Source organism: Pseudomonas sp. 2995-1 (assembly GCF_002742505.1).
Lineage (GTDB): Bacteria > Pseudomonadota > Gammaproteobacteria > Pseudomonadales > Pseudomonadaceae > Aquipseudomonas > Aquipseudomonas sivasensis.
This window is the reverse complement of the sequence record NZ_LJSA01000250.1, coordinates 19,152-43,134: the sequence shown is the minus strand read 5'-3', so window position 1 is coordinate 43,134 and position 23,983 is coordinate 19,152. Positions and strand designations below refer to the sequence as shown.

The 23,983-nt window shown below is 60.2% G+C and carries 24 protein-coding genes; 5 read left to right on the top strand and 19 right to left on the bottom strand.

The window, feature by feature from the left end:
• Both AOA61_RS05005 and AOA61_RS05000 read right to left on the bottom strand, forming a co-directional pair.
• The gene (locus tag AOA61_RS05005; RefSeq protein WP_095183997.1) at window positions 1–3,066 is read right to left on the bottom strand and encodes an efflux RND transporter permease subunit; all 3,066 of its coding nucleotides are present in this window, start codon (window positions 3,064–3,066) and stop codon (window positions 1–3) included.
• A gap of 6 nt (window positions 3,067–3,072) precedes the next feature.
• Window positions 3,073–4,173, bottom strand: coding sequence for an efflux RND transporter periplasmic adaptor subunit (locus tag AOA61_RS05000; protein WP_099601264.1), 1,101 nt, complete (start codon window positions 4,171–4,173; stop codon window positions 3,073–3,075).
• 93 nt (window positions 4,174–4,266) lie between these two features.
• Between AOA61_RS05000 and AOA61_RS04995 the strand changes: the two genes are divergently transcribed.
• Window positions 4,267–4,902, top strand: a complete 636-nt coding sequence (locus AOA61_RS04995; RefSeq protein ID WP_032891696.1) for a TetR/AcrR family transcriptional regulator — start codon at window positions 4,267–4,269, stop codon at window positions 4,900–4,902.
• Window positions 4,903–4,905: 3 nt separating this feature from the next.
• On the opposite strand, the gene AOA61_RS04990 is transcribed toward AOA61_RS04995, so the two are convergent.
• A complete protein-coding gene (locus tag AOA61_RS04990) occupies window positions 4,906–5,688 on the bottom strand; it encodes a class I SAM-dependent methyltransferase (protein WP_032891699.1) in 783 nt (260 codons plus the stop codon).
• Window positions 5,689–5,784: 96 nt separating this feature from the next.
• On the opposite strand from AOA61_RS04990, the gene AOA61_RS04985 reads away from it, so the two are divergent.
• Window positions 5,785–6,405 (top strand): energy transducer TonB, encoded by a 621-nt coding sequence (locus AOA61_RS04985; protein WP_099601263.1) that lies wholly within the window; start codon window positions 5,785–5,787, stop codon window positions 6,403–6,405.
• Between the two features lie 3 nt (window positions 6,406–6,408).
• On the opposite strand, the gene AOA61_RS04980 is transcribed toward AOA61_RS04985, so the two are convergent.
• The 7 genes from AOA61_RS04980 to ppc form a co-directional block, all read right to left on the bottom strand.
• Window positions 6,409–7,107 (bottom strand): extensin family protein, encoded by a 699-nt coding sequence (locus AOA61_RS04980; protein ID WP_099601262.1) that lies wholly within the window; start codon window positions 7,105–7,107, stop codon window positions 6,409–6,411.
• A gap of 3 nt (window positions 7,108–7,110) precedes the next feature.
• Entirely contained in the window at window positions 7,111–7,938 is an 828-nt protein-coding gene (locus tag AOA61_RS04975) for an oxaloacetate decarboxylase (protein ID WP_032891704.1), read from the bottom strand.
• 27 nt (window positions 7,939–7,965) lie between these two features.
• Window positions 7,966–8,826: a DUF72 domain-containing protein gene (locus tag AOA61_RS04970; protein WP_099601261.1), complete on the bottom strand. Its 861-nt coding sequence runs from the start codon at window positions 8,824–8,826 to the stop codon at window positions 7,966–7,968.
• The gene (locus tag AOA61_RS04965; RefSeq protein WP_095183991.1) at window positions 8,826–9,116 is read right to left on the bottom strand and encodes a hypothetical protein; all 291 of its coding nucleotides are present in this window, start codon (window positions 9,114–9,116) and stop codon (window positions 8,826–8,828) included. Before AOA61_RS04965 ends, AOA61_RS04970 begins: the two co-directional genes overlap by 1 nt.
• A 160-nt stretch (window positions 9,117–9,276) precedes the next feature.
• Entirely contained in the window at window positions 9,277–9,963 is a 687-nt protein-coding gene (gene tsaB, locus AOA61_RS04960) for a tRNA (adenosine(37)-N6)-threonylcarbamoyltransferase complex dimerization subunit type 1 TsaB (RefSeq protein WP_099601260.1), read from the bottom strand.
• A 90-nt stretch (window positions 9,964–10,053) separates the two neighbouring features.
• Complete coding sequence (gene adk, locus AOA61_RS04955) at window positions 10,054–10,701, bottom strand: adenylate kinase (RefSeq protein ID WP_003172225.1); 648 nt, start codon at window positions 10,699–10,701, stop codon at window positions 10,054–10,056.
• A gap of 296 nt (window positions 10,702–10,997) precedes the next feature.
• A complete protein-coding gene (gene ppc / locus AOA61_RS04950; protein ID WP_032891709.1) occupies window positions 10,998–13,625 on the bottom strand; it encodes a phosphoenolpyruvate carboxylase in 2,628 nt (875 codons plus the stop codon).
• 183 nt (window positions 13,626–13,808) lie between these two features.
• On the opposite strand from ppc, the gene AOA61_RS04945 reads away from it, so the two are divergent.
• The 3 genes from AOA61_RS04945 to AOA61_RS04935 all read left to right on the top strand — a co-directional run bounded on the left by AOA61_RS04945 (window position 13,809) and on the right by AOA61_RS04935 (window position 15,693).
• Complete coding sequence (locus AOA61_RS04945) at window positions 13,809–14,153, top strand: pilin assembly protein (protein WP_099601259.1); 345 nt, start codon at window positions 13,809–13,811, stop codon at window positions 14,151–14,153.
• 273 nt (window positions 14,154–14,426) lie between these two features.
• On the top strand, window positions 14,427–14,852 hold the full coding sequence (locus AOA61_RS04940; protein WP_032891711.1) for a DUF4398 domain-containing protein: 426 nt from the start codon (window positions 14,427–14,429) through the stop codon (window positions 14,850–14,852).
• Window positions 14,853–14,907: 55 nt separating this feature from the next.
• Window positions 14,908–15,693, top strand: a complete 786-nt coding sequence (locus AOA61_RS04935; RefSeq protein WP_032891712.1) for an OmpA family protein — start codon at window positions 14,908–14,910, stop codon at window positions 15,691–15,693.
• Between the two features lie 29 nt (window positions 15,694–15,722).
• Here the strand turns inward: AOA61_RS04935 and AOA61_RS04930 are convergent, their stop codons facing one another.
• The 9 genes from AOA61_RS04930 to AOA61_RS04890 all read right to left on the bottom strand — a co-directional run bounded on the left by AOA61_RS04930 (window position 15,723) and on the right by AOA61_RS04890 (window position 23,969).
• Window positions 15,723–15,929 (bottom strand): hypothetical protein, encoded by a 207-nt coding sequence (locus tag AOA61_RS04930; protein WP_032891713.1) that lies wholly within the window; start codon window positions 15,927–15,929, stop codon window positions 15,723–15,725.
• A 142-nt stretch (window positions 15,930–16,071) separates the two neighbouring features.
• Window positions 16,072–16,398: a hypothetical protein gene (locus AOA61_RS04925; protein ID WP_003172217.1), complete on the bottom strand. Its 327-nt coding sequence runs from the start codon at window positions 16,396–16,398 to the stop codon at window positions 16,072–16,074.
• A 14-nt stretch (window positions 16,399–16,412) separates the two neighbouring features.
• The gene (locus AOA61_RS04920; RefSeq protein WP_095183989.1) at window positions 16,413–17,300 is read right to left on the bottom strand and encodes an alpha/beta hydrolase; all 888 of its coding nucleotides are present in this window, start codon (window positions 17,298–17,300) and stop codon (window positions 16,413–16,415) included.
• A 95-nt stretch (window positions 17,301–17,395) separates the two neighbouring features.
• Complete coding sequence (locus AOA61_RS04915; RefSeq protein WP_032891715.1) at window positions 17,396–18,673, bottom strand: flavohemoglobin expression-modulating QEGLA motif protein; 1,278 nt, start codon at window positions 18,671–18,673, stop codon at window positions 17,396–17,398.
• A 22-nt stretch (window positions 18,674–18,695) separates the two neighbouring features.
• A complete protein-coding gene (locus AOA61_RS04910) occupies window positions 18,696–19,244 on the bottom strand; it encodes a hypothetical protein (RefSeq protein WP_099601258.1) in 549 nt (182 codons plus the stop codon).
• Window positions 19,245–19,260: 16 nt separating this feature from the next.
• Window positions 19,261–19,977, bottom strand: a complete 717-nt coding sequence (locus AOA61_RS04905) for a TetR/AcrR family transcriptional regulator (RefSeq protein ID WP_032891717.1) — start codon at window positions 19,975–19,977, stop codon at window positions 19,261–19,263.
• Between the two features lie 106 nt (window positions 19,978–20,083).
• A complete protein-coding gene (gene lysS / locus AOA61_RS04900) occupies window positions 20,084–21,586 on the bottom strand; it encodes a lysine--tRNA ligase (RefSeq protein WP_032891718.1) in 1,503 nt (500 codons plus the stop codon).
• Window positions 21,587–21,665: 79 nt separating this feature from the next.
• A protein-coding gene (gene prfB, locus AOA61_RS04895; protein ID WP_099601257.1) for a peptide chain release factor 2 occupies window positions 21,666–22,761 on the bottom strand; the annotation gives its coding sequence in 2 pieces (ribosomal slippage) (window positions 21,666–22,688 and window positions 22,690–22,761; 1,095 coding nt in all).
• A 206-nt stretch (window positions 22,762–22,967) separates the two neighbouring features.
• A complete protein-coding gene (locus AOA61_RS04890; RefSeq protein WP_032891719.1) occupies window positions 22,968–23,969 on the bottom strand; it encodes a diguanylate cyclase in 1,002 nt (333 codons plus the stop codon).
• Between the last annotated feature and the right edge of the window lie 14 nt (window positions 23,970–23,983).

Sequence of the window (23,983 nt, the reverse complement as noted above, 5' to 3'; positions counted from 1 at the left end):
TTACGCGACGTCCTTCCTCACTTTGAACCACGCAGCATACAGTGCCGGCAGGAACAATAGCGTCAACGCCGTCGCCACAATCAGCCCGCCCATGATCGCCACCGCCATCGGTCCGAAGAACACACTGCGAGACAGCGGGATCATCGCCAATACCGCCGCGAGTGCCGTCAGCACAATCGGGCGAAAGCGTCGGACGGTGGCTTCGATAATCGCCTGCCACGGCGCCAAGCCAGCCTTGATGTCTTGCTCGATCTGGTCCACCAAGATCACCGAGTTGCGCATGATCATGCCCGACAAGGCGATGGTCCCTAACATGGCTACAAAGCCAAAGGGCTGACGAAACACCAGCAGGAACAGCGTGACGCCGATCAAGCCCAGCGGCGCCGTGAGAAACACCATTGCCGTGCGTGAGAAGCTGCGCAGTTGCAGCATCAGCAAGGTCAGCACCACCACAATAAACAGCGGCACGCCGGCCTTCACCGAGTTCTGCCCGCGGGCGGAGTCCTCGACGGTACCGCCGACGTCCAGCAGGTAGCCATCCGGCAGTTCGGCCCGCACGCCTTCGAGGGTCGGCAGGATCTGCTGCACCAGCGTCGCCGGTTGTTCCTTGCCATAGATGTCGGCGCGCACGGTGACCGTCGGCAGGCGATTACGGTGCCAGATGATGCCTTCCTCGAATCCGTATTCGAGGGTGGCGATCTGCGACAGGGCCACGCTTTTACCGTTGTCGGTCGGCACCGCCAGGCTAGGCAGCAGCGACAGTTCGGTGCGTTCGTGGACCGTGCCGCGCAGGAGGATCTCGATCAATTCGTTGTCCTCCCGGTATTGGCTGACGCTTGAGCCGGTGAGTGAACTCTGCAGGAATTTCGACAGGTTGGCAGTGCTCACACCAAGGGCGCGGGCGCGGTCCTGGTCGATGTTCAGGTAGACAATTTTGCTCGGTTCTTCCCAGTCCAAGTGAACGTTGACCACGTGGGTATTTTCGCGAACCTTGGCGGCAACTTTCCGTGCAAGGGCGCGAACTTCCTCGATATGTTCGCCGGTCACGCGAAACTGCACCGGATAACCCACGGGCGGGCCGTTTTCCAGGCGGGTAACGCGCGAACGCAGGTCGGGAAATTGTTCGTTGAGGGTTGCGATCAGCCAGGTACGCAAGCTTTCGCGCTCTTCGATGGTTTTGGCCAGCACCACAAATTGCGCAAAGCTCGCGGCGGGCAGTTGCTGGTCCAACGGCAAGTAGAAACGCGGCGAACCGGTGCCGACGTAAGCCACGTAGTTCTCGATGCCGGCATGGTCCTTGAGTAAGGCTTCCAGGCGTTTGACCTGATCGGCAGTGTTGCTCAGGGACGCGCCTTCGGCCAGTTTCAGGTCGACCATCAGTTCCTGGCGCCCCGAGGCCGGAAAGAACTGCTGTGGCACAAAGCGAAATAGCGCCACTGAGCCGATAAACAGCAGCAGTGTCAGTACAATCACGGTTTTACGTCGAGTGACGCACCACTCCACCAAACGCCTTACGCGCTGGTAGAACGGCGTTCCGTAGGGATCCGGGCCCTCAGCGCCATGTTTGGCTGCGTGAATCTTCGCCAGGTCCGGCAGGAGCTTTTCCCCCAGGTATGGCACGAACACCACCGCGGCGACCCACGAGGCCAGTAACGCGATGGTCACCACCTGGAAAATCGAACGGGTGTATTCGCCGGTGCTCGATTGCGCAGTGGCAATCGGCAGGAAACCTGCCGCCGTAATCAGCGTGCCGGTGAGCATCGGGAAGGCGGTGCTGGTCCAGGCGAAACTGGCGGCCTTGAGCCGGTCGTAGCCCTGCTCCATTTTGATTGCCATCATTTCCACGGCGATGATCGCGTCATCCACCAGCAAACCGAGGGCGAGTACCAGTGCGCCGAGGGAAATCTTGTGCAGGCCAATGCCGAGGTAATACATGGTGGCGAAGGTCATCGCCAGCACCAACGGAATCGCCAGGGCCACCACCATGCCGGTGCGTACGCCGAGAGAGAAGAAGCTCACCAGCAATACGATCGCCAATGCCTCAGCCAATACCTGCACGAATTCTCCGACACTGGTTTTCACCGCTGCCGGTTGGTCCGACACCTTGCGCAACTCCATGCCTGCCGGAAGGTTCTTCTGCAAACGTGCGAATTCGCCTTCTAGCGCCTTGCCCAATATCAGGATATCGCCGCCGTCGCGCATGGCCACGGCCAGGCCGATTGCATCGGCGCCCATGTAACGCATGCGCGGTGCCGGCGGATCGTTGAAGCCACGGTGAATGTCAGCTACATCGCCGATACGAAAGGTCCGGTCGCCCACTCGAATCGGAAAGTCGCGGATCTCCTCCACCGTCTTGAAGTTGCCCGACACACGCAGTTGCACGCGCTCGCTCGGGGTTTCAAAGAAGCCGGCCGTGGACACCGCGTTCTGTTCCTGCAACGCCTGCTGCACCGCTGCCAATGGCAGGCCGAGGGTGGCGAGCTTGAGGTTGGACAGCTCGATCCAGATTTTCTCATCCTGTAGGCCGAGCAACTCCACCTTGCCCACATCCGCTACCCGTTGCAGCTGAATCTGGATGCGGTCGGCGTAATCCTTGAGCACGGCATAGTCGAAACCGTTGCCGGTCAGCGCATAGATATTGCCGAAGGTGGTGCCGAATTCGTCATTGAAAAACGGGCCCTGGATATCCGGCGGCAAGGTCTGGCGGATGTCGCTAATCTTCTTGCGCACCTGGTACCACAGCTCAGGAATCTGCGCCGAGTGCATGGAGTCGCGGGCAATGAAGGTAACCGTGGACTCGCCAGGGCGCGAGAACGAGACAATGCGCTCGTACTCGCCGGTTTCCATCAGTTTTTTCTCGATGCGCTCGGTGACTTGACGCGAGACTTCCTGGGCCGTAGCACCGGGCCAGTTGGTCTTGATCACCATGGCTTTGAAGGTGAATGGCGGGTCTTCACTTTGTCCCAGCTTGGTGTAGGACAAGGTGCCAACCACGGCCAGCAGGATCATGAGGAACAGTACAATCTGGCGATTACGCAACGCCCATTCGGAAAGATTGAAACCCATCGGGGACTACTCCTTGGCCGCCAGATTCACGACACGGTTGGAGCGATCCACCGGGCGCACTTGCTGGCCCTCGTGGAGCACATGCACGCCCGCGGCGACCACCCAATCGGTGGGTTTCAAGCCTTCCAGCACCGGAACGGTTTTTTCGCCGAAGGCGCCAATGCGCACCGGTACGCGCTTGAGGGTATTGTCCGTTTCCACACGCCAGACGTAAGACGCGCCATTCTCCGCGCTGAGGGCAGACAGCGGCACCGACAGCGGAACGACACCCTCGGTCTGTATGAATACGCGAGCGCTTTGGCCCAATTCCGCCGGGACTTTACCGCCGGTAAACGCCACTCGGGCGGCAAAGGTGCGCGATTTTGGATCGGCTGCGGGAGACAGTTCACGGATGCGTCCGGTAAAACGCTGGTCCGGCTGGCTCCACAACTCCACGGCTACCGGCTGACCGATCTTGAAGCGACCAAAGCCTTGTTCGGGCAGGCTAATGAGCACTTCGCGCTCGCCATCGGTGGCCAGGGTGAACACGGTTTGGCCAGCCGACACCACTTGGCCGACCTCCACGGCGCGCTTAGCGACGACTCCATCCTGCGGGGCACGGAGCACGGCGTAACCGGCTTGGTTGCTGGCCACGTCGAATTCGGCCTTGATCTGCTTGAGGCGCGCTTCGCCGGATCGGTAGAGGTTTTCGGAATTGTCGTACTGAGAACGGCTGACCATCTGACGGTCCATCAGGGTCTTATAGCGATCGCGCTCGGCGCGGACCAGGCTCAGGTTAGCTTGGGCAGCGGCGACTTGGGCGCGGGTAGCCTCCAGTTGCAGGCGCACGTCCTGGGGGTCGAGTTCCGCCAACGGTTGGTTGGCCTTGACGCGCTCACCCTCTTCAACCAGGCGTTTGCTGACTTTGCCACCGATGCGAAAGGCCAGGTCCGGCTCATAGCGAGCCCGCACTTCTCCGGGGTAGCTGTCCATCGACTGTGCCGACGGTTGCGGTTGCACCACCATGGCAGGGCGGACGGTGATCTGGGCCGATTCTTCATGGCCGCAGGCGGCCAACATTAAGACCAGGCTGACAGGCAACGCAAAGGGCAGGAAAGTGCTGCGCATGCTGAAGGACCTTTCGCAAATGAAGCTAGGAATAATTATACTGGCCAGTATGTTATTAATACCAAACTCACCAGTCCAGTATTAAAGGTGAAAATGTCCGACAATCGCGTTAACACCAATAGCCCCGGGCGTCCCAAGGACATGGCAAAACGCCAGGCAATTCTTCAGGCAGCGAAAACTCTGTTTTTGGGGAATGGTTATGCCAGCACCAGCATGGATGCCGTAGCCCTTGAGGCCGGCGTGTCGAAACTGACCGTCTATAGCCACTTCACCGACAAAGAGACCTTGTTCACCGCCGCCGTGGTGGCGACGTGCGAAGAGCAGCTACCGGTGATGTACTTCGAGCTGCCGGAGGGCATGCCAGTCGAGACGGTGTTGCTGAATATCGCGCGCGGTTTTCATCGGCTGATCAACAGCGAGGAGTCGGTGAACCTGCATCGTTTGATGATGACCACCGGCAATCAGGACGTGAAACTCTCACAGATCTTTTTCGAAGCCGGGCCCATGCGCATGCTCCAGGGCATGGAGCGCCTGCTCAGCAAGATCGACCAGAGCGGTGCCCTGAGCATCGACAAACCTTTCACGGCGGCCGAGCACTTCTTCTGCCTGCTCAAGGGCACGGCAAATTTCTGCCTGCTGTATGGCTGCGGCGGGCATCTGAGTGAACACGCCGCCGAAGCCCATGTGCAGGAGGTAGTAGGGTTGTTTATGCGGGCGTACAGGCCTTGAACATCAGGCTTTGAGCGCTTTTTTGGGATAGATGTCATACCGGCTGGACTTGCCGTCCAGCGCATGGCTCGGCTTTGGTCCCTCGATGCACGGCGCCTTGCGGGGGCGCTTGACCACCACGCGATGGCTGGCCAGGGCCAGGGCGGCGGCCAACAAGGCTGGCGCATCCGGATCATCACCCACCAGCGGCCGAAACAGGCGCATTTCCTTCTTCACCAAGGCGGTTTTCTCACGGTGAGGGAACATTGGGTCGAGGTAGATCACCTGGGGCGGCTCGCCTTCCCAGTTGAGCATAACGTCGATGGAGTTGCCCTTGAGCAGCTTCATGCGTGCCACGATTGGCGCGACTTCAAAGTCATCTGCACCACGCGCCAGGCCGTCTTCAAGCAAAGCGCCGATCAACGGCTGGCGCTCGATCAGGCTCATCTCACAGCCCAGGCTGGCCAGCACAAACGCGTCCTTGCCCAGGCCTGCCGTGGCGTCCAGCACCCGAGGGCGCACGCCTTGGGCGATGCCTACGGCTTTAGCGATCATCTGCCCGCTGCCGCCACCATAGAGTCGACGATGAGCTGCACCGCCCTCAACAAAGTCCACCCGCACCGGGCCCGGCGCGTCAGGACCTAGCTGTTGCAGCTGTAGGCCATGCTCGCCAACTTGCAGGGAAAAGTCCGCGTCCGCGAGCTGTAAAGGCAAGCCAAGCAGAGATGCCCACTGCTCGGCGCGGCCCTTAAAACCTTCGCCCAAAGCCTCGACCTGGATGCGGCTGGCCGCTGGTTGTTCGCTCATGAATCACTACGCTCAAAAATATTAAGGATCGGCAAACAGCGGCCGATAAAAATAACAGTCAGGTATTTTGCCAGAGCTGAGCGTCGACCGAGAAAAATGTCAGACATTCTCCCCCTAACCATCGGTGTACTGCCGACCCATAACCATTACGGCCTGCGCAATACTCAAGCGCTGGCCGGGGTGAGTCATGTGTGGCAAGACTTCTTCGCCCGAGCGCTGGCCGAGCAGCTCGGCGATACGCCGGGCGCGCTGGCCGCCCAGGCGCCGGCGCCGGTGGACCCTGCGGTAGAACCCCACGAAGGCGCCGACCTGCTGTCGCAGATCCTCACGCAGCGTGAGTGCGACGTGAAAGACACTGAAATCGCTCCGCCTGAGCCACTTTTCCTGCCGATCGCCGAATTCGAAACCGAGTTGCTGCCACCGGCTGCAACTCCGTTCCCGGACGAAGAAATCGTCGCCCAGCAGCGCCAACAGAACTTCGAAAGCGGTTGGGTACGCCCCATCGTCCTCACCGCAGGCCAACCGCTGCCCGAGCCTAGCCCGGCGCCGCAACCTCGCCCTCTGCACCTGCCGATCGCGGAGTTCGAACTGGACTTGCTGCCGCCGCCCGCCACGCCGTACCCGATCGAAGAGCTGGTGGCCCAACAAAAGGCCTTGGACTTCGACTACTACTGGGCACGCCCACTGATCGCCAACAACCTGCGCCTGGCCGCCTGAGCCTCAGCGACACACCCACCAACGCCCCATGTCCAGATGGAAATGGTTGCGGTGCGCGGCGTTGTAATCCGGGCTCAACACCACGTTGAAATCTTCACAGGCACCATCGCGCACCTGACGTAAAAACCGTGCGCTGGCGCCCTCCCCCGGCCAATCCTTGAGCACGCTGATACTGCGCCCATCCGCCAGCCGAAACCCGGCGATATCCAGGGCATTGGCCGAAGCATGCTGGCTGAGCCGCCCCTCGGCCCGACCATAGATATTGCGGCAGGCAAAGCTGCCCAGGTGATCGACACGCGTGACCGCCTGGCCAAACACCGCCTGCGCCGCCGGTTGCAGGCTGTGGCGCTCAAACAGTGCGAACGCCACCGCCAACGGGCAACTGGCGAGAAAGCTGCTGCTTAATGCCACTTCTGCGCCCTGCACGCGCAAGGTATTGCGCAAAGGGCAGGCGGCGTCTGCGGGCGTGTCCGCCTGATGACTGACACGCAGACCGGACGTTTTCAGCACCTGGTCGCACAACGCCGGATCCTCCTGCAGGCGGCCCAGTTTGTAGCGGGTCAACAGGTTCGGACTGGCACGCACGTCCAGCGGCGCCCACGGGTTCCACTCAGCGGGCAGCGGCACCCAGCCTCGCCATACGCCCACGGCAACAGCACCGCCGAGCAGCAGCAACACGCCCAATATTTTGAAAAAACGCACCGCTTAGCCCTTGAAGAACTGATTGGCCGTGCTGAAGGGCATCGAGCGTTCAGTAAAGCTGAAGGTGCCCAGTTCATAGACTTCCTGGGCCGCCCGGTAGAATTCACCATAAGCCGCCAGCGCCATGGCCGATCCCACGCTGATGCGCTTCACTCCCATCGCGCTCAATTGCGCCACGCTGAGTTTCAGCCCACCGGACATCAACACATTCACAGGCTTTGGCGCCACGGCCTTGACCACCGCCAACACCTCATCGGCGCTGCGCAAGGCCGGCGCATACAGCACGTCGGCACCCGCTTCGGCGTAGGCCTGCAGACGGCGAATGGTGTCAGGTAAATCCAGGCGACCATGCAGGAGGTTTTCCGCACGGGCCGTCAGGGTGAAGGGGAATGGCAGACTGCGAGCGGCGGCGACGGCGGCTTCCACACGTTCCACTGAGAGGTCAAAGGGGTAGATCGGGTCGGCGCTGATACCTGTGGCATCTTCGATGGAGCCGCCGACAATGCCGCTGGCAGCAGCGCGCAGGATGGTTTGGGCACAGCCTTCGGGGGTATCACTGAAGCCGTTTTCCAGGTCGGCTGCCACCGGCAGTGCGGTGGCCTTGGCGATCATGGCGGCATTGAGCAAGGTGTCTTCCAGGGACAACGCCCCTTCCGCATCCGGGCGCCCCAGGCTGAACGCGTAACCCGCACTGGTCGTGGCGAGAGCTTCAAAGCCGAGGCTGGCGAGCATTACTGCGGAGCCTGCGTCCCAAGGATTGGGCATCACGAAGGCGCGGTCGCGCTCATGCAAGGCCTTGAAGGTTTCGGCGCGTCGGGTTTGGGCATCCATGACTGAATCCTGGCGAAAAAAGGAGCCTTAGAGTAACCCCAGTTGTTCGACTTCGGGTTGCCGATCCAATGTCGGCAACGCGGGCAAGCCAGGCAGACGCGCCATCAGCTGGGCGTGGAAGCGCAGTGCCAGCTGCGCGGCGAGCCGGTTATCCGAGGTGTGCAGGAACACATAGGGCGTGCGGCCCTCTTCGATCCAGCCGGCAATTTTCTCCACCCATGGGATCAGGAACGGGTCGTTAGCCTCAAGCTCGGGATGGCCGATAAATCGCACTTGGGGAAACTGGGTCAGCGCGGCCGGGCGTGTGGGCACCTTGGGCTTTTTTGATTGGGCATGCAGCACCGCTGCCGATGTGGACGTGCAACTGAACAATGCGCGCGGGTCGAGGCAGATACGTTCGACGCCACGGTCGCGCAGCAGACGGTTGAGCATGCGCTCGGCATCGCCCTTGGCGAAGAACTCCGGGTGGCGCACTTCCACTGCCAGCGGGCGCTCCAGGCCATCAATAAAACCGGCCAGTTCCGCCAGGCGCTGCGGCGAGAAACTCGCCGACAGTTGCAGCCACAACGGCGAAACCCGCTCACCGAGCGGGCTCATCAAACTGACAAAGCTTTCTGCCGCTGGCAATTGCTCACGCAAGTCGCCGCCATGGCTGATATCACCTGGAAACTTGGCTGTGAAACGAAAATCGTCGGGCATGATGTCGGTCCAGCGCTGCACGGTGGCGGCCGAAGGGCGGGCGTAGAACGTGGTATTGCCTTCAACCGCATTAAAGACTTGGGAATAGAGGGCAAGGTAGTCGCTGGAGCGTGCATCGGCGGGATACAGGTACTCGCGCCAGGCGTTTTCGCTCCAGGACGGGCAACCGAGGTAGTAAGGCAGGCGCATCAGATGTGGATGTCGAGGCCCAACACTTCCATATCCCATTCGACAAAGCCGGCGGTGGTCAGGTAGCTGGCCAGGGCAGTGGCAACGCTTTTGCTCATCGAGCGCGGGAAAACCATGTCTTGTTGACGGGCGGGAAGACCGCTGATTCGTGCTTGGGCGTTGGACTGTGCATCGGGCTGGACTTCGATGAAGTCCGGTGAGTCTTCGACGGACTCGTCTACCGTGACGTTCGCCTTACGTGGCTTACGTTTGATTGGGTAGGACTGTGAGGAAAAGCCGTCTATACGCATGGATGCGAACTCGGTATCAGTGATGGCATTTTAGTGGCGCAATCCGTAGCGCGCAAATGCTCTGGTGATAACTAGAACACATAATTTGAAAAAGGTTTAAAACCCGTGGCAAATTCTGACGATTGGCGACTTTTGCCTCACATTGCCATCATTTTTGGCGTCAAATAATCCCGCGTTCGGCTTTGGTTTGAGCCACTTTATCGCGCAGATAAACCGGCGCAGCCTGATCCGCAGGAATCGCCTCGCCACGCTCAAACGCGAATCGCGCCAGGGTCAGCAGATCTTCCGCGTGAGGCAACATGGCGGCGTCCTGGCCAACCCGTTGAACGCCGATACGCTCGCCGTAGCCCCAGCCAGTGCCCGCACCAAACCAGTCGCCGCTAGCATCGTCCGGCAATACGGACGATTCCGGTGACTGCACAGCTTCCACGCCCACCAGACGCATCTCGCCAGCGGTTTCGCGGTAGCAACCCCAATAGACCTCATCCATCCGCGCATCAATGGCAGCTGCGACTTGCGGAGCGCCATGCTCACGCAATGCGCGTTGGGCCAGCACCGCAAGGTTGGAGACCGGTAATACCGGGCGCTCCAGGGCAAATGCCAGGCCCTGAACTACGCCAATGGCGATCCGCACACCGGTAAACGCCCCCGGACCACGGCCAAAAGCGATGGCATCGACAGCAGCCAGGGTGGTGCCCGCCTCTTCCAGCAGTTGCTTGATCATCGGCAACAGCTTCTGCGCGTGCAGGCGCGGGATCACCTCGTAGTGGCTCGTAACGATGCCATCGTGCAGCAAGGCAACGGAGCAAGCTTCAGTCGCGGTGTCCAGGGCCAGCAGGGTGCTCATCGGTGTGGGTGTCCAAGTCGAAAAAAAGTGCGCCAGTATAAACAACAACGGCCCGCAAGCGGGCCGTTGTTGAGCGAGCCGATCGTAGGATCAGCTCAGTGCTTGCAGCACCTTGGCAGTGATGGCTTCTACCGAGCCAACGCCAGGGATGTGGCTGTACTTCGGCTTGCCCTGGGCAGCGGACAGCTTCTGGTAGAAATCTACCAATGGCTTGGTCTGCGAGTGGTAGACCGACAGGCGATGACGCACGGTTTCTTCAGTGTCGTCTTTACGCTGCACCAGGTCTTCACCGGTGACATCGTCCTTGCCTTCAACCTTCGGCGGGTTGTAGACGACGTGGTACACGCGGCCCGAGCCCTCGTGAACGCGACGACCGGCAATACGCTGGACGATTTCTTCGTCTTCAACGGCGATTTCGACCACAGCATCCAGCTCAACGCCGGCCTTCACCAGGGCTTCAGCCTGGGGAATGGTGCGTGGGAAGCCGTCGAACAGGAAACCGTTCTTGCAGTCTTCCTGGCTGATGCGTTCCTTGACCAGGTTGATGATCAGGTCATCGGAGACCAGGCCGCCGCTGTCCATCACGCTCTTGGCGATCAGGCCCAGCTCGGTGCCAGCCTTGACGGCCGCACGCAGCATGTCGCCGGTGGAGATTTGTGGAATGCCGAATTTTTCAGTGATGAACTTTGCCTGAGTACCTTTACCGGCCCCGGGAGCTCCCAGCAGAATGACGCGCATCGATGTGCTCCTCAATTTTTTATATAGAGATGACGCTCGGATTCACCGCGTGGGGGCAAATCTCGTAGAAGTATGGCTCGTAAAAATAGGATTCCGGCCGCCCAAACGGCCAAAGGCTGATCAAGATACACAGCAGGCCTTAACCACACAAGCCGCCAAAAGTCGCAGGAACCGCGCCCGGCATGCGCCATAGGTAGGGTGTGCCTGAGTGCAACCCGACGCTCTAAACGCCGACCGCCCTTTTCCGGACGGTCGTCGTGGTTTATCTGCAAGCCCTTGAGAACACGCAAAAAACCTCAGCCGGTGTTGCGCAACCCGGCGGCAATACCGGCCACGGACACCAGCAGCGCCTGTTCCAGAGGGCTGTCCTGCGCCGCTTCCTGCTGGCGCGAACGTGCCAGCAACTCAGCCTGCAACAGGTGCAAGGGATCAAGGTAGGTGTTGCGCAGGCGAATGAACTCCAGGGTGTCAGGGCTGTGGGCCAGCAGTTGCGACTGGCCAGTCAGGCCAAGCACCACGTCACACGCCTGCGACAATAGGTCGCGTAAGTGCACCCCCAATGGCAACAGATCCGGCTGCACCAGGCGCTCGTCATAGAGACGCGCGATATCGGCATCCGCCTTGGCCAGGACCATTTCCAGCATATCGATACGGGTACGGAAGAACGGCCACTGCTCACGCATCTGCCCCAGCAGTTCACCTTCGCCGCGCTCTAACGCCTTGCTCAACGCCGCTTCCCAGCCCAGCCAGGCAGGCAGCATCAGCCGAGTCTGTGTCCAGCCGAAGATCCACGGGATGGCGCGCAGACTTTCTATACCACCAGCACGGCGCTTGGCTGGACGACTGCCCAACGGCAAACGGCCGAGCTCCTGCTCGGGGGTGGACTGGCGAAAATATTCAACGAACTGCGGATTTTCCCGCACCACCGCACGGTAGGCGCTCACACCATCGGCGGCCAATTCGTCCATCAAGTGGCGCCAGGCTGGCTCGGGTGGGGGCGGTGGCAGCAGCGTCGCTTCCAAAACGGCGGCCAGGTAAAGATTGAGGTTCTGCTCGGCGATATCCGGCAGGCCGAACTTGAAGCGGATCATCTCGCCCTGCTCAGTGGTACGGAAACGCCCTGCCACCGAGCCCGGCGGCTGCGACAGGATCGCGGCGTGTGCCGGGCCGCCGCCTCGGCCGACGGTGCCACCGCGACCATGGAACAACAGCAGTTCCACCTGTTGCTCGCGGCAGATATCCACCAACCGTTCCTGCGCGCGGTATTGCGCCCACGCAGCAGCGGTGGTGCCGGCGTCCTTGGCTGAGTCGGAGTAGCCGATCATCACTTCCTGCGGGCCCTGCAAACGCGCACGGTAGCCCGGCAGCAGCAACAGCTGTTCGATCACGGGACCGGCGTTATCCAGGTCGGCCAGGGTTTCGAACAGCGGCACCACGCGCATCGGCCGTTGTACGCCCGACTCTTTAAGCAGCAATTGCACGGCGAGCACATCCGACGCGGCGCCGGCCATGGAGATGACATAAGAACCCAACGAGGCAGCCGGCGCGGCAGCCACTTCCTTACAGGTGTTGAGTACTTCGGCTGTGTCCGCCGACGGTTTGAAATAGCCCGGCAGCAGCGGTCGCCGGTTGGCCAATTCCTTCATCAGAAAGCTGATGCGTGCGTCTTCGTCCCACTCGTCGTAACGACCGAGGCCCAGGTAATCGGTGATTTCGGTCATGGCCGCCGAATGGCGACTGGAATCCTGGCGCACATCCAGCCGCACCAGGAACAGGCCAAAGGTCACAGCACGGCGCAGGCAATCAAGCAGCGGACCGTCGGCGATCACGCCCATGCCGCACTCATGCAGCGACTGGTAGCACAGCTCCAGCGGTTCCAGCAGGTCGCGGTTGTTCTGCAACACCTCGGCCGGTGCCGGCGTGCTGCTGCTCAATGCGGTGTGCGCCCATTGGCGTGTGGCTCGCAGACGTTCGCGCAGTTGCTTGAGCACGGCGCGGTAGGGCTCGACGCTGTCGCCAACCTTGGCCTGCAACGCCGGGCTGGCCTTTTGCATCGACAGTTCGGACGCCAAGTGGTCGATATCGCGCAGGTATAAGTCAGCGGCCATCCACCGTGCGAGCAGCAACACTTCACGGGTGACCGGCGCGGTCACATTCGGGTTGCCGTCGCGGTCGCCGCCCATCCACGACGCAAAACGAATCGGCGCGGCTTCCAAAGGCAGACGCAGGCCAGTGGCGGCATGCAGGGCCTGGTCAGCCTTGCGCAAATAATTGGGGATGGCGTGCCACAGCGAATGCTCAATCACCGCAAAGCCCCATTTGGCTTCGTCCACCGGAGTGGGTCGGGTGCGGCGGATTTCTTCGGTGTGCCAGGCTTCGGCGATCAACCGTTGCAGGCGTTGGCGGATCTGTTCGCGCTCAGCCGTGGTGAGGTCGCGGTGATCTTGCAGCGCCAGTTGCGCGGCGATGGCATCGTATTTCTGGATCAGGGTGCGGCGCGCCACTTCGGTGGGGTGGGCGGTGAGGACCAACTCGATCTCCAGGCGCCCCAACTGGCGGGCCAGGGATTCATTGCTATGGCCTTCGCTTTGCAAACGCGCCAGCAATTCAGGCAACACACGGGATTCGAACGGTGCCGGCTGCGACTCGTCACGCCGGTGAATCAACTGGTACTGCTCGGCGATATTGGCGAGGTTCAAGAACTGGTTGAACGCCCGGGCCACGGGCAGCAGCTCGTCCTCCTGCAACTGGTTGAGGCTGGTGCTCAGCTCATCACCGGCACCCCGGCGGTCAGCCTTGGCGCCTTTGCGGATCTGCTCGATCTTGTCGAGAAAATCATCGCCATACTGCTCTCGAATGGTGTTGCCCAGCAGTTCACCCAGCAGGTGAACATCCTCACGCAAGCGTGCATCGATATCACTCATCAGCCAATCTCCAGCCAGAAATCCGGGACGCGCAGGCCTGCCAGAGTGCCGTCAGCATCGTTTTATGACAAGACTTTAAACCTTGCGGCTTGCAGCTAGTCTCAACGGTGAGCCGCCGCATTATCCACGCGAGCGACTGGTCACTCATCACCGCCTGCCATCGCGGGCTTTATTGAGGTTGCCATGAAAATTCGAGAACTGGCCCAGCATTGGGAAGAGAACGCTAAGGGTCGTTTGACCAAGACCGAGTACGCCATCCATCTTGATGTAGAGGCCGCCGCACGGTTGGCGGCCATCGCCGAGATGTACCCCAAGCGCAGTACCGAAGAACTGCTCGGTGAGCTGATCGGCGCGGCCCTTGAAGAGCTGGAAGCCAGCTTCCCCTACATCAAAGGGCAACACGTCATCGCCACCGATGAAGAGGGCGATCCGCTTTATGAAGACGTCGGCCCTACGCCACGTTTTCTCACGTTGTCGCGGCGCTATCTGCATGACTTGTCGGCCAGCGTCGACGAATCCAAGCACTAACCGCCGTCTATCTACCCCTTGTATTCCGGGCCTCCAAGAGGCCCGGCGTACTTCTGCGCGCAGCAAAAGTTCCATTTTTTTACGCTGACCGTTCAGTCAGTTATTTTTTTAGGCAAATCGCCATCTTCTCTGAACTATTCAAAAAAGCCTCCGGTCACAGCCAGTAAGCCATCACTTGGAACAGCCGTTTGAATAGGTGCCCCGCGCTTAACCGCCAGGCCCACAACCGCTGACCACCTGCGATGGATTTTGAAGTTTTTCAGGAGTTATCCAATGGAGTTGAAGACGATGAAGACCAGCACTGCCAAATCCTCGTTTAACCACCTGCGCGGGCTTAAATTGGCCGCGCTGGCAATCGGCACCAGCTTCGTTCTGGCGGGCTGCGCCGGCAACCCTCCGACTGAGCAATACGCAGTAACCCAGTCCGCGGTGAACAGCGCTGTCAGCGCCGGCGGCACCGAGTACGCGGCCGTAGAAATGAAGTCGGCCCAGGACAAGCTCAAGCAAGCCGAAATCGCCATGCATGACAAGAACTACGACGAAGCCCGTCGCCTGTCCGAGCAAGCCGAGTGGGACGCTCGCGTTGCAGAGCGCAAAGCCCAGGCCGCCAAAGCCGACCAGGCTGTGAAGGACTCCCAGAAAGCTGTTCAGGAGCTGCGTCAGGAAGGCATGCGCCCGGCTGCTATCCAGCAGAAATAAGCTGCTGCCCCTGATTGCATTGCACCCGATATCGAATTGAAAGGACGACATGACTATGCGTAAACAATTGATGATCCCTGCCCTGCTGGCGATGAGCGTTGCACTGGCGGCTTGCTCCACCCCGCCAAACGCGAACCTGGAAAATGCACGGACCAACTTCTCGGCCCTGCAGGCCAACCCGAACGCCACCAAAGTAGCGGCTCTGGAAACCAAGGACGCTCAGGACTGGCTGGACAAGGCTGACAAAGCCTATCGCGACAAGGAAGACCAGAAAAAAGTCGACCAACTGGCCTACCTGACCAATCAGCGCGTTGAAGTGGCTAAAGACACCATCGCGCTGCGCGAGTCCGAGGCCAAGCTGAAAAATGCTGGTGACGAACGCGCCCGCGCCCTGCTCGACGCTCGTGACGCTCAGATCAAGCAACTGCAAGACAGCCTGAACGCTAAGCAAACCGATCGCGGCACCCTGGTGACCTTTGGTGACGTGCTGTTTGCTACCAACAAGGCCGATCTGAAATCCAGCGGCCTGGTAAACATCAACAAGCTGGCGCAGTTCCTCCAGGAAAACCCGGATCGCCAAGTGATCATTGAGGGTTACACCGACAGCACCGGCGCTGACGCCTACAACCAGAGCCTCTCGGAGCGCCGTGCCGCTTCGGTTCAGGTTGCGCTGATCAAGATGGGCGTTGACCCACGCCGCATCGTGACCACCGGCTACGGCAAGGAATACCCGGTTGCCGATAATGGCAGCGTGTCGGGCCGTGCCATGAACCGTCGTGTTGAAGTGACCATCTCTAACGATAACCAACCAGTGAAGCCACGCTCTTCCGTCGCTAACTGATTGATTAACGCTGGATAAGAAAACCCACCTTACGGTGGGTTTTTTTTGGGCTCATCGAACTGGACCGTTCGATGCGTATCCTCAGCGGGCAGCTCTATCTTCGCGCCATAAGTATTGTGTGACAGCTTGTCCATCATTTGCTGGAGTTCATGGTCCTGAGCATCCAGCCGTTGCAACGACTCATGCCCCCTCGCCATGTCCAGCATGTTGCGTATTGCAGCAATAGTGATCGCCACGTTTTCGGCCCCGATCTGTGTAAGTCATATCGCATTCAGTGGTTGCTGGCGCGATACGGTTCCAGATATTTCAGTTCAGTACGGGGGCTGCAGCTGCACGATCTACGGGGGCGAGTCGCAAATCGTGAGGTTTTAAGAGGGCTTACTGCTGCAGTTGTGGCGTTTCCTGCCCCATACAACGTACTGCCTGTTTCTTGTTGTTTACCAGCACGCCACTGAGGCCTTTCTGCTCGGTGTCGAACATCACCAGCACGCCATCGACGCACTGCGCCACCTGGGCCGCCGGGGTCAAAGAAATTTTGTAGTCCTCGCCAGGCACGGTTTTGAGCATGGTGAAGTCACTGAGCAACAACGCATCTTCCGGCTTGGCGAAGTGCAGGTAGCCGTAGTACCACAGGCAGCCGACGGTGCCGATGATGGTGCCGATGCCGGTGAGAATCAGCGGGATCATGTTGCGTTCTTCGCTCATTGCGGGCTCTCTGATCAGTCAACTTTAGGAATGGGGTAGTTCGGAATTTCGCCCAGGCGGCGTAGGCCGTTGAAGTGCTGCGGGTCATCCAGGTAGCGCAGCATCACGGTTTGCCAGGTCTTGTCGGCAAAGGTCTGCACATGACCGCCTCGGGTCAATTGCAACACCCTGGGCGGTGGCGCCGCCTGGTACAGACGGATGCCATTGGAAAGCGGCACGATCGGGTCATCCAGGCTGTGGAACAGCAGTTTCGGCACGCCGGTCAGCCGAGGCATGGCGTTGATCGCACTGTCGGCGTCGGGGACCAGCCAGGACAAGGGCACTTGAAACGGCCATGTTAGCCAGGAGGTGCTGAGGGCGAATTGTCCTACGTCACGATAACTGGCTGGCACACCATCCAGTACCAACGCCTTAAGCCTGGCCTGACGCTCCGGATGCTCTGCCAGGTAATGCACGGCCAGCGCACCGCCCAGGCTCTGGCCGAGAACAATCAGCGGCTGGCCCTGGGTTTCGGGGGCTTTGTCGATCCAACTGAATGCTGCATCCACATCCTGATAGATCGCCGGCAAGGACGGTTTGCCTTCGGACAACCCGTATCCGCGATAGTCCACCAGCAGCACCTGATAGCCCTGCTCCGGCAACCACCAACTGCCACCCAGGTGCCAGGCCAGATTGCCGCCGTTGCCGTGCAAATGCAGCACCGTGCCTTTGACGGGCACGCCAGCCTTGGCCGGCAGCCACCACGCGTGCAGCTTCACGCCGTCGGCGGTGGTGAGGGTGACGTCGCGGTATTGCAAGTGCGCTTTTTCGGGCGTGAACGGCAGGCCGGGTTCGGGGTAGAACAGCAGGGAGCTGCAACCGTTCAATGTGAGTAGCAGGCATAGAATGCCGAGGATTCTCATCCGTTGAAGCCTCGTGATTAAGGTGAAATTGACCGACTGTTGAAGATTCAATGTGGGAGGTGGTTTGCGCCCTCCCACATTTAGACCCGGTTTCTTCAGAGGATATTGGAGTAATCCGCCTCGATCCGATCAAGGCTCAAGTGGTTGAGGAAGTTGGAGAAGCACATCCACGCCGCCAATGCGTTCATGTCGCGGAACTGTTCAGGCAGGTACTTGGGCGGCACCACCAGGCCTTCGTCCACCAGTTGGCGCAGGGTACGCATGTCTTCCAGAGTGGTCTTGCCGCAGAACAGCAACGGCACCTGTTCCAGCTTGCCTTTGCGCACGGCCAACTGGATGTAGTTGTAGACCATGATGAAGCCCTTGAGGTAGGACAAATCCTTGGTAAACGGCAGTCCATTGGGCACCGAGCCACGGAATACGCGACTGGCGTTGCCATAGCTTTCAGCGATTTCAAAGCCTTGCTCGCGGAAGAATTCGAACACCTGCAGGAAATCGGCGCCCTCCTCCACCATGTGGATAGCGCGCGTGCGGTTGGTGAGTTTGCGCAGGCGACTCGGGTAGGAGGCGAAGGTGATGATCTCCATCAGAATCGCCAAGCCTTCCTGGGTCACCGTGGAAGACGGCGGGCCTTTGGACAGGAAAGTGCAGATCGGCTGGTTCTGGCCGTTGAGGGTAGTGCCGACGTGCACCAGGCCTTCATGGACTTCCAGGGCGCGCACGTCGCGATTGTTGAACATCGCATCGGCGCGGATCTTGATGTAGTCGGCCCCCGCCGCTGCATCCGCAACGATGCCGTCGGACTCGAACACGCGAATGGTTTCTTCCGCCTCGCCGAACACCTTGTTCAGGCGGGTTTGCAGCAGGGCGACGGCGTCCTTGGCGGTGAGGGTCTTGGCTTCGTCCTTGAGGTCGCCACGGCCGTCGATGTTATTCAGGTAGTCGGAGAGCATCAGGCCCAGGTCGGCCAGGGTTGGGTCGCCGGCGTGGAACGCATCGGAGGCGGCGCCGTACAGCTCTTGGGAGATCAGGCCGAAGTCCTCGGTGCCGCGCGCTTCGAGCATCCGAACCACCATGCGGTACTCGCGGCACATGCGACGCATGATCTGCCCCACCGGGCTGAACTGGCCGAGGCGACGGGTGATGTCACGCTCGATATTCTGGAATTCCAGCTTCACCGCACTGGAGTCAAACGACAGCGGCCGGTTCAGGTAATAGTCGCGGTCTACGGCAGGCATTGCCTTGCCCTTGGCCTTGAGGAATCCCTGGCGAATAGTGTCGTCCCATTTGACGGCGTCGAGGACGCGAATCGGTGTCTGTGCCAGCACAATGCGATCGGACAAGGTGCGTATCGTCTGCTGGTAATCGTCCACCGGGTGCTTCCTTCTTTAAACGTTATTTGCCCGCACGCTGATAGCGCGCGGCTTCAACGAACACATCGGCATTGGCCGGGTCATCCAGGTAGGCGAATACCCGGTCCATGGGGCTGTCCACCAACACCCCGTCGCCTTCGACGGTTTCTACGGTGCCTCCATCCAATGCCTGTTGGCCGATGGCTTGGCGGATCTGCTCCAGATCCAGGTTGTAGACCACCAATTCGTGCTTTTCGTCGAATTCGAAGCCGGCCAGGATAAAATTCCCACCGAACTTTGTAGGCAACGGCGCCGACAGGTACCACCGATTGCCATGGCGCGACACAGTAAACAGGTACTCATCGCGCTGGCCCGGCGCCGCTTTAGGGTAGCTCACGGCTTTGTAGCGGTGCTCACCGGCGCGAGTGATGTGTAAGCTGAGCGGCTCACCCCACGCATTCTTGCTGGACCAGTGGCCCAGCAACTCATTCGGCGCCGCTTCACGGCTTGCCAGCGGCTCCTTGAAGGTCACCAAACAACCGCTGAGCAGCAGGAACGACAAGGCGATTAGCGCGATACGCCAGGTTTTCATCAGACACCCTCCGGTGTCAGACCGAGGCCAACACCAAATGCATGTAACGCTTGAGGATCTCAAGCATCTCTTCACCGGTCAGAGGCTCTGCGCCGCCCAACAGGCCCTGATATTCCATCCGACTGATAATCGCCGTCAACACCTTGGCGTCCTGCTGCGGCTCGCGGGAGCCCAACACCTGGAAAAACTGCCCGGTGCCCTGCAATAAAATCTGCTGATGGGAACGCACCAGTTCGGCCAGGCGCGGGTTCAATAGCGCTTCCTGACGAAACGCCTGTTCGGCCATGAGGTGTTCGCGACGGTTGGTCAGTTGGCGCAGCACATAGTCGGCGGTCAGTCGCGCGATGTCATCGGCCAATTGCGAACGTGACTCCGGGCTGCCATCGCCGTAGGCAACCATCTCGCGCAACAGGCCTTCGTTACGCACCCACAGCTTGCCCATGAAGGCGGCGCTGCGTTCGACGTACTGCGCGAAGGTGTCGGTCAGCAGGTCATCGATGTCTTTGAAGTAGTAGGTGGTCGCCGACAACGGCACGCCCGCTTCCGCCGCCACCGCCCGATGGCGCACGGCTCGTACGCCCTCACGCACCACAATACGCATGGCCGCATCGAGAATGTCTTGCCGCCGTTGCTCGCTGCCCCGACGACTGGCCTTACGGCCCTGGTACTGGACGCTTTCAGCCACGGCAGCGGCAATGCCGGCGGCGCCTTCTTGTGCGATTACGCGGTTCACGACACACATCCTTGAATAGATCAAAACCTGGCGCTGTTTGCTTGACGCTTAAAAACGCCCCATAAAAAAGCCGCCTTATAAAAGGCGGCTTCGGATTTCGCTAGGGTTACGCTTGCGGCCGCATGTGCGGGAACAAGATCACATCGCGGATCGACGGCGAGTTGGTCAACAACATCACCAGTCGGTCGATGCCGATACCTTCACCGGCGGTTGGCGGCATGCCGTATTCCAGGGCGCGTACGAAGTCTGCGTCGTAGTGCATGGCTTCGTCGTCACCGGCGTCCTTATCGGCCACCTGAGCCATGAAGCGCTCGGCCTGGTCTTCCGCGTCATTCAACTCGGAGTAGGCGTTGGCGATTTCGCGGCCACCAATGAACAGCTCGAAACGGTCAGTGACGTTCGGGTTGTCATCGTTGCGACGGGCCAGCGGCGAGACTTCGAACGGGTACTGGGTAATGAAGTGCGGCTGTTCCAGCTTGTGCTCGACCAGCTCTTCGAAAATCATCACCTGCAGTTTGCCCAGGCCTTCGAAGCCCAGCACCTTGGCGCCGGCTTTCTTGGCGATGGCGCGGGCTTTGTCGATGTCGTTGAGGTCGTCAGCGGTCAGCTCGGGGTTGTACTTGAGGATCGAGTCGAACACCGACAGGCGCACGAACGGCTCGCCGAAGTGGAACACCTTGTCGCCGTACGGCACGTCGGTGCTGCCCAGGACCAGCTGTGCCAGTTCGCGGAACAGTTCTTCGGTCAGGTCCATGTTGTCTTCGTAGTCGGCGTAGGCCTGGTAGAACTCCAACATGGTGAATTCTGGGTTGTGACGGGTCGAGACACCTTCGTTACGGAAGTTGCGGTTGATCTCGAAGACCTTTTCAAAACCACCCACCACCAGACGCTTCAGGTACAGCTCCGGCGCGATACGCAGGAACATTTCCAGGTCCAGGGCGTTGTGGTGGGTTTCGAATGGCTTGGCTGCGGCACCGCCGGGGATGGTTTGCAGCATCGGGGTTTCGACTTCGAGGAAGTCACGCGCCATCAGGAAGCTGCGGATGTGGGCGATGACTTGCGAACGCACGCGGAAGGTCTGGCGCACGTCTTCGTTGACGATCAGGTCAACGTAGCGCTGGCGGTAGCGCTGCTCGGTGTCGGTCAGGCCGTGGTGCTTGTCCGGTAGCGGGCGCAGGGACTTGGTCAGCAGGCGCACGCTGGTCATCTCGACGTACAGGTCGCCCTTGCCGGAACGGGCCAGGGTGCCTTCGGCGGCAATGATGTCGCCCATGTCCCAGGTTTTCACCGAGGCCAGGGTTTCTTCAGGCAAGGTCTTGCGGTTGACGTAGACCTGGATGCGACCGGTCATGTCCTGGATCACCATGAACGAGCCACGGTTGAGCATGATGCGACCTGCCACCTTGACCGGGATCGCAGCCTCTGCCAGCTCTTCCTTGGTCTTGTCCGCGTACTGTTTCTGCAAGGCATCGCAGTAGTTTTCGCGGCGGAAGTCATTGGGGAAGGCATTGCCCTTCGCGCGCTCGGCAGCAAGCTTTTCCTTGCGCAGGGCGATCAGGGAGTTTTCTTCCTGTTGCAGGGCTTGCGGGTCGAGTTGTTGGTCGCTCATGTCTTTAAAATTTCCATCAGGTTCGTTGTCCCCGGCCTGCGGCCGGGGATCGCCGGCAAGCCGGCTCCTACAATCTTTATTACAAGCCGGACTTCAGGCTGGCTTCCAGGTATTCGTCGATATCGCCGTCGAGTACCTTGTCGCAGTCGCTGCGTTCGATGTTAGTGCGCAGATCCTTGATCCGCGACGCATCGAGCACATACGAACGGATCTGGTGACCCCAGCCGATATCCGACTTGGTGTCTTCCAGCGCCTGGGAAGCGGCGTTGCGCTTCTGCATTTCCTGCTCGTACAACTTGGCCCGCAGCATTTTCATGGCGGTGTCCTTGTTGGCGTGCTGGGAACGTTCGTTCTGGCAACTGACCACGGTGTTGGTCGGTACGTGAGTAATACGTACGGCCGAGTCGGTGGTGTTTACGTGCTGACCACCAGCACCGGAGGAACGGTAGGTGTCGATACGCAGGTCGGCCGGGTTGATCTCGATTTCCACCTTGTCGTCGATCTCTGGCGAGACGAACACCGCGGAGAACGAAGTGTGGCGACGGTTGCCGGAGTCGAACGGGCTCTTGCGCACCAGGCGGTGCACGCCGATTTCGGTACGCAGCCAGCCAAAGGCGTATTCACCCTTGATGTGCACGGTCGCGCCCTTGATGCCAGCCACTTCACCGGCCGACAGCTCCATGATGGTAGCGTCGAAGCCGCGTTTGTCGGCCCAGCGCAGGTACATGCGCAGCAGGATGTTGGCCCAGTCCTGGGCTTCGGTGCCGCCGGAACCGGCCTGGATGTCCAGGTAGGCGTTGTTCGGGTCCATTTCATGGCTGAACATGCGGCGGAATTCGAGCTTGGCGAGGTTTTCCTCTAGACGGGCCAGCTCGGCGATGACATCGCCCACTGCGCCTTCGTCGTTTTCTTCGACGGCCATGTCCAGCAGGTCACGGCAATCGGCCAGACCGGTGTTCAGTTCGTCGAGGGTGTCGACGATCTGCGCCAGCGCAGCGCGCTCGCGGCCCAACTCTTGGGCGTATTCAGGTTTGTTCCAGACACTCGGATCTTCAAGCTCACGATTGACTTCGGTCAGACGCTCATGCTTTTGATCGTAGTCAAAGATACCCCCGAATAGTTTCGGAGCGCTCGGACAGGTCCTTGATGGTGTTCAGGATCGGGTTGATTTCCATGGCGGGCAGCACTCGTTGGCGAACTTTTGAAAGCCGGCGAGTATAACGGCAAACGGGGGGGAGCGGCAGCCCGCCTGGCGAAAAGGCAGACTACGCTGGGTTAAATGTGAGAGGGGGCCTGCTCCCGATGGCGGTGCATCAGGTGACTGACCCTCCGCTATCGGGGGCAAGCCCCCTCCCACATGTTGATCGGTTGCGGCCTCGATTCACTCGATGCCGACCTGATTACGCCCATTGTGTTTGGCCGTATACAAGCCCTTGTCCGCCGCCAATATCAGCTGCCGACAATCCGTACCCTGCTGCGGCGTGGTGGTCGACAGGCCGATGCTGATCGTCAGGCTGGAGCCTTCTGCCGGGGCGATATGCGGGATTTTCAACGCCGCGACGGCCATGCGCAGCTTTTCGGCCACCAGTCGCGCGCCTCCCGGTGAGGTGTTCGGCAGCACCAACGCAAACTCTTCACCACCGTAGCGCGCCGGCAGGTCCGAAGGGCGACTGCTGGCGTCGCGGATGGTGGCGGCAACTTTGCGCAGGGCTTCGTCGCCTTCGACGTGACCGAAGCTGTCGTTGTAGGTCTTGAAGAAGTCCACGTCGATCATCAGCAGCGACAGTTGGGTCTGGTCGCGCATGGCGCGGCGCCACTCCAGTTCCAGGTATTCGTCGAAGTGACGGCGGTTGGATAGTCCGGTAAGGCCATCGGAGTTCATCAGGCGTTGCAGCACCAGGTTGGTGTCCAGCAACTGTTGCTGGCTGACCCGCAGCGCGCGGTAAGCCGCATCGCGCTGCAGCAGCGTCATGTAGGAACGCGAGTGATAGCGGATGCGTGCCACCAGTTCGATGTTGTCCGGCAGCTTGACCAGGTAGTCGTTGGCCCCCGCCGAGAATGCAGCGCTCTTGATCAGCGGGTCTTCCTTGGTGGATAGCACGATGATCGGGATGTTCTGCGTGGCCGGGTGATTGCGGTAATCGCGCACCAGAGTCAGGCCATCGAGGCCGGGCATCACCAAGTCCTGCAGGATCACCGTCGGCTTGATGCGGATAGCCTGGGCAATCGCCTGGTGCGGATCGGCGCAGAAGTGGAAATCGATGTTTTCTTCATGGGCCAGGCCGCGTCGGACCGCTTCGCCGATCATGGCCTGGTCGTCGACCAGCAACACCATGGCGGCATTTTCGTCGGTCTTGATGTCGTCGATCTGTAAATCATTCATCTGCAGTCACCTGA

Coding starts and splice junctions, on each gene's coding strand:
- AOA61_RS04910 (WP_099601258.1), bottom strand. CDS start 19,244: ATGAAAACCTGGCGTATCGCGCTAATCGCCTTGTCGTTCCTGCTGCTC.
- AOA61_RS05000 (WP_099601264.1), bottom strand. CDS start 4,173: ATGCGCAGCACTTTCCTGCCCTTTGCGTTGCCTGTCAGCCTGGTCTTA.
- AOA61_RS04945 (WP_099601259.1), top strand. CDS start 13,809: ATGAAAATTCGAGAACTGGCCCAGCATTGGGAAGAGAACGCTAAGGGT.
- AOA61_RS04990 (WP_032891699.1), bottom strand. CDS start 5,688: ATGAGCGAACAACCAGCGGCCAGCCGCATCCAGGTCGAGGCTTTGGGC.
- AOA61_RS04970 (WP_099601261.1), bottom strand. CDS start 8,826: ATGCGCCTGCCTTACTACCTCGGTTGCCCGTCCTGGAGCGAAAACGCC.
- ppc (WP_032891709.1), bottom strand. CDS start 13,625: ATGAGTGATATCGATGCACGCTTGCGTGAGGATGTTCACCTGCTGGGT.
- AOA61_RS04975 (WP_032891704.1), bottom strand. CDS start 7,938: ATGGATGCCCAAACCCGACGCGCCGAAACCTTCAAGGCCTTGCATGAG.
- lysS (WP_032891718.1), bottom strand. CDS start 21,586: ATGAGCGACCAACAACTCGACCCGCAAGCCCTGCAACAGGAAGAAAAC.
- AOA61_RS04920 (WP_095183989.1), bottom strand. CDS start 17,300: ATGAGAATCCTCGGCATTCTATGCCTGCTACTCACATTGAACGGTTGC.
- AOA61_RS04935 (WP_032891712.1), top strand. CDS start 14,908: ATGCGTAAACAATTGATGATCCCTGCCCTGCTGGCGATGAGCGTTGCA.
- tsaB (WP_099601260.1), bottom strand. CDS start 9,963: ATGAGCACCCTGCTGGCCCTGGACACCGCGACTGAAGCTTGCTCCGTT.
- AOA61_RS04965 (WP_095183991.1), bottom strand. CDS start 9,116: ATGCGTATAGACGGCTTTTCCTCACAGTCCTACCCAATCAAACGTAAG.
- adk (WP_003172225.1), bottom strand. CDS start 10,701: ATGCGCGTCATTCTGCTGGGAGCTCCCGGGGCCGGTAAAGGTACTCAG.
- AOA61_RS04890 (WP_032891719.1), bottom strand. CDS start 23,969: ATGAATGATTTACAGATCGACGACATCAAGACCGACGAAAATGCCGCC.
- AOA61_RS04940 (WP_032891711.1), top strand. CDS start 14,427: ATGGAGTTGAAGACGATGAAGACCAGCACTGCCAAATCCTCGTTTAAC.
- AOA61_RS05005 (WP_095183997.1), bottom strand. CDS start 3,066: ATGGGTTTCAATCTTTCCGAATGGGCGTTGCGTAATCGCCAGATTGTA.
- AOA61_RS04995 (WP_032891696.1), top strand. CDS start 4,267: ATGTCCGACAATCGCGTTAACACCAATAGCCCCGGGCGTCCCAAGGAC.
- AOA61_RS04925 (WP_003172217.1), bottom strand. CDS start 16,398: ATGAGCGAAGAACGCAACATGATCCCGCTGATTCTCACCGGCATCGGC.
- AOA61_RS04985 (WP_099601263.1), top strand. CDS start 5,785: ATGTCAGACATTCTCCCCCTAACCATCGGTGTACTGCCGACCCATAAC.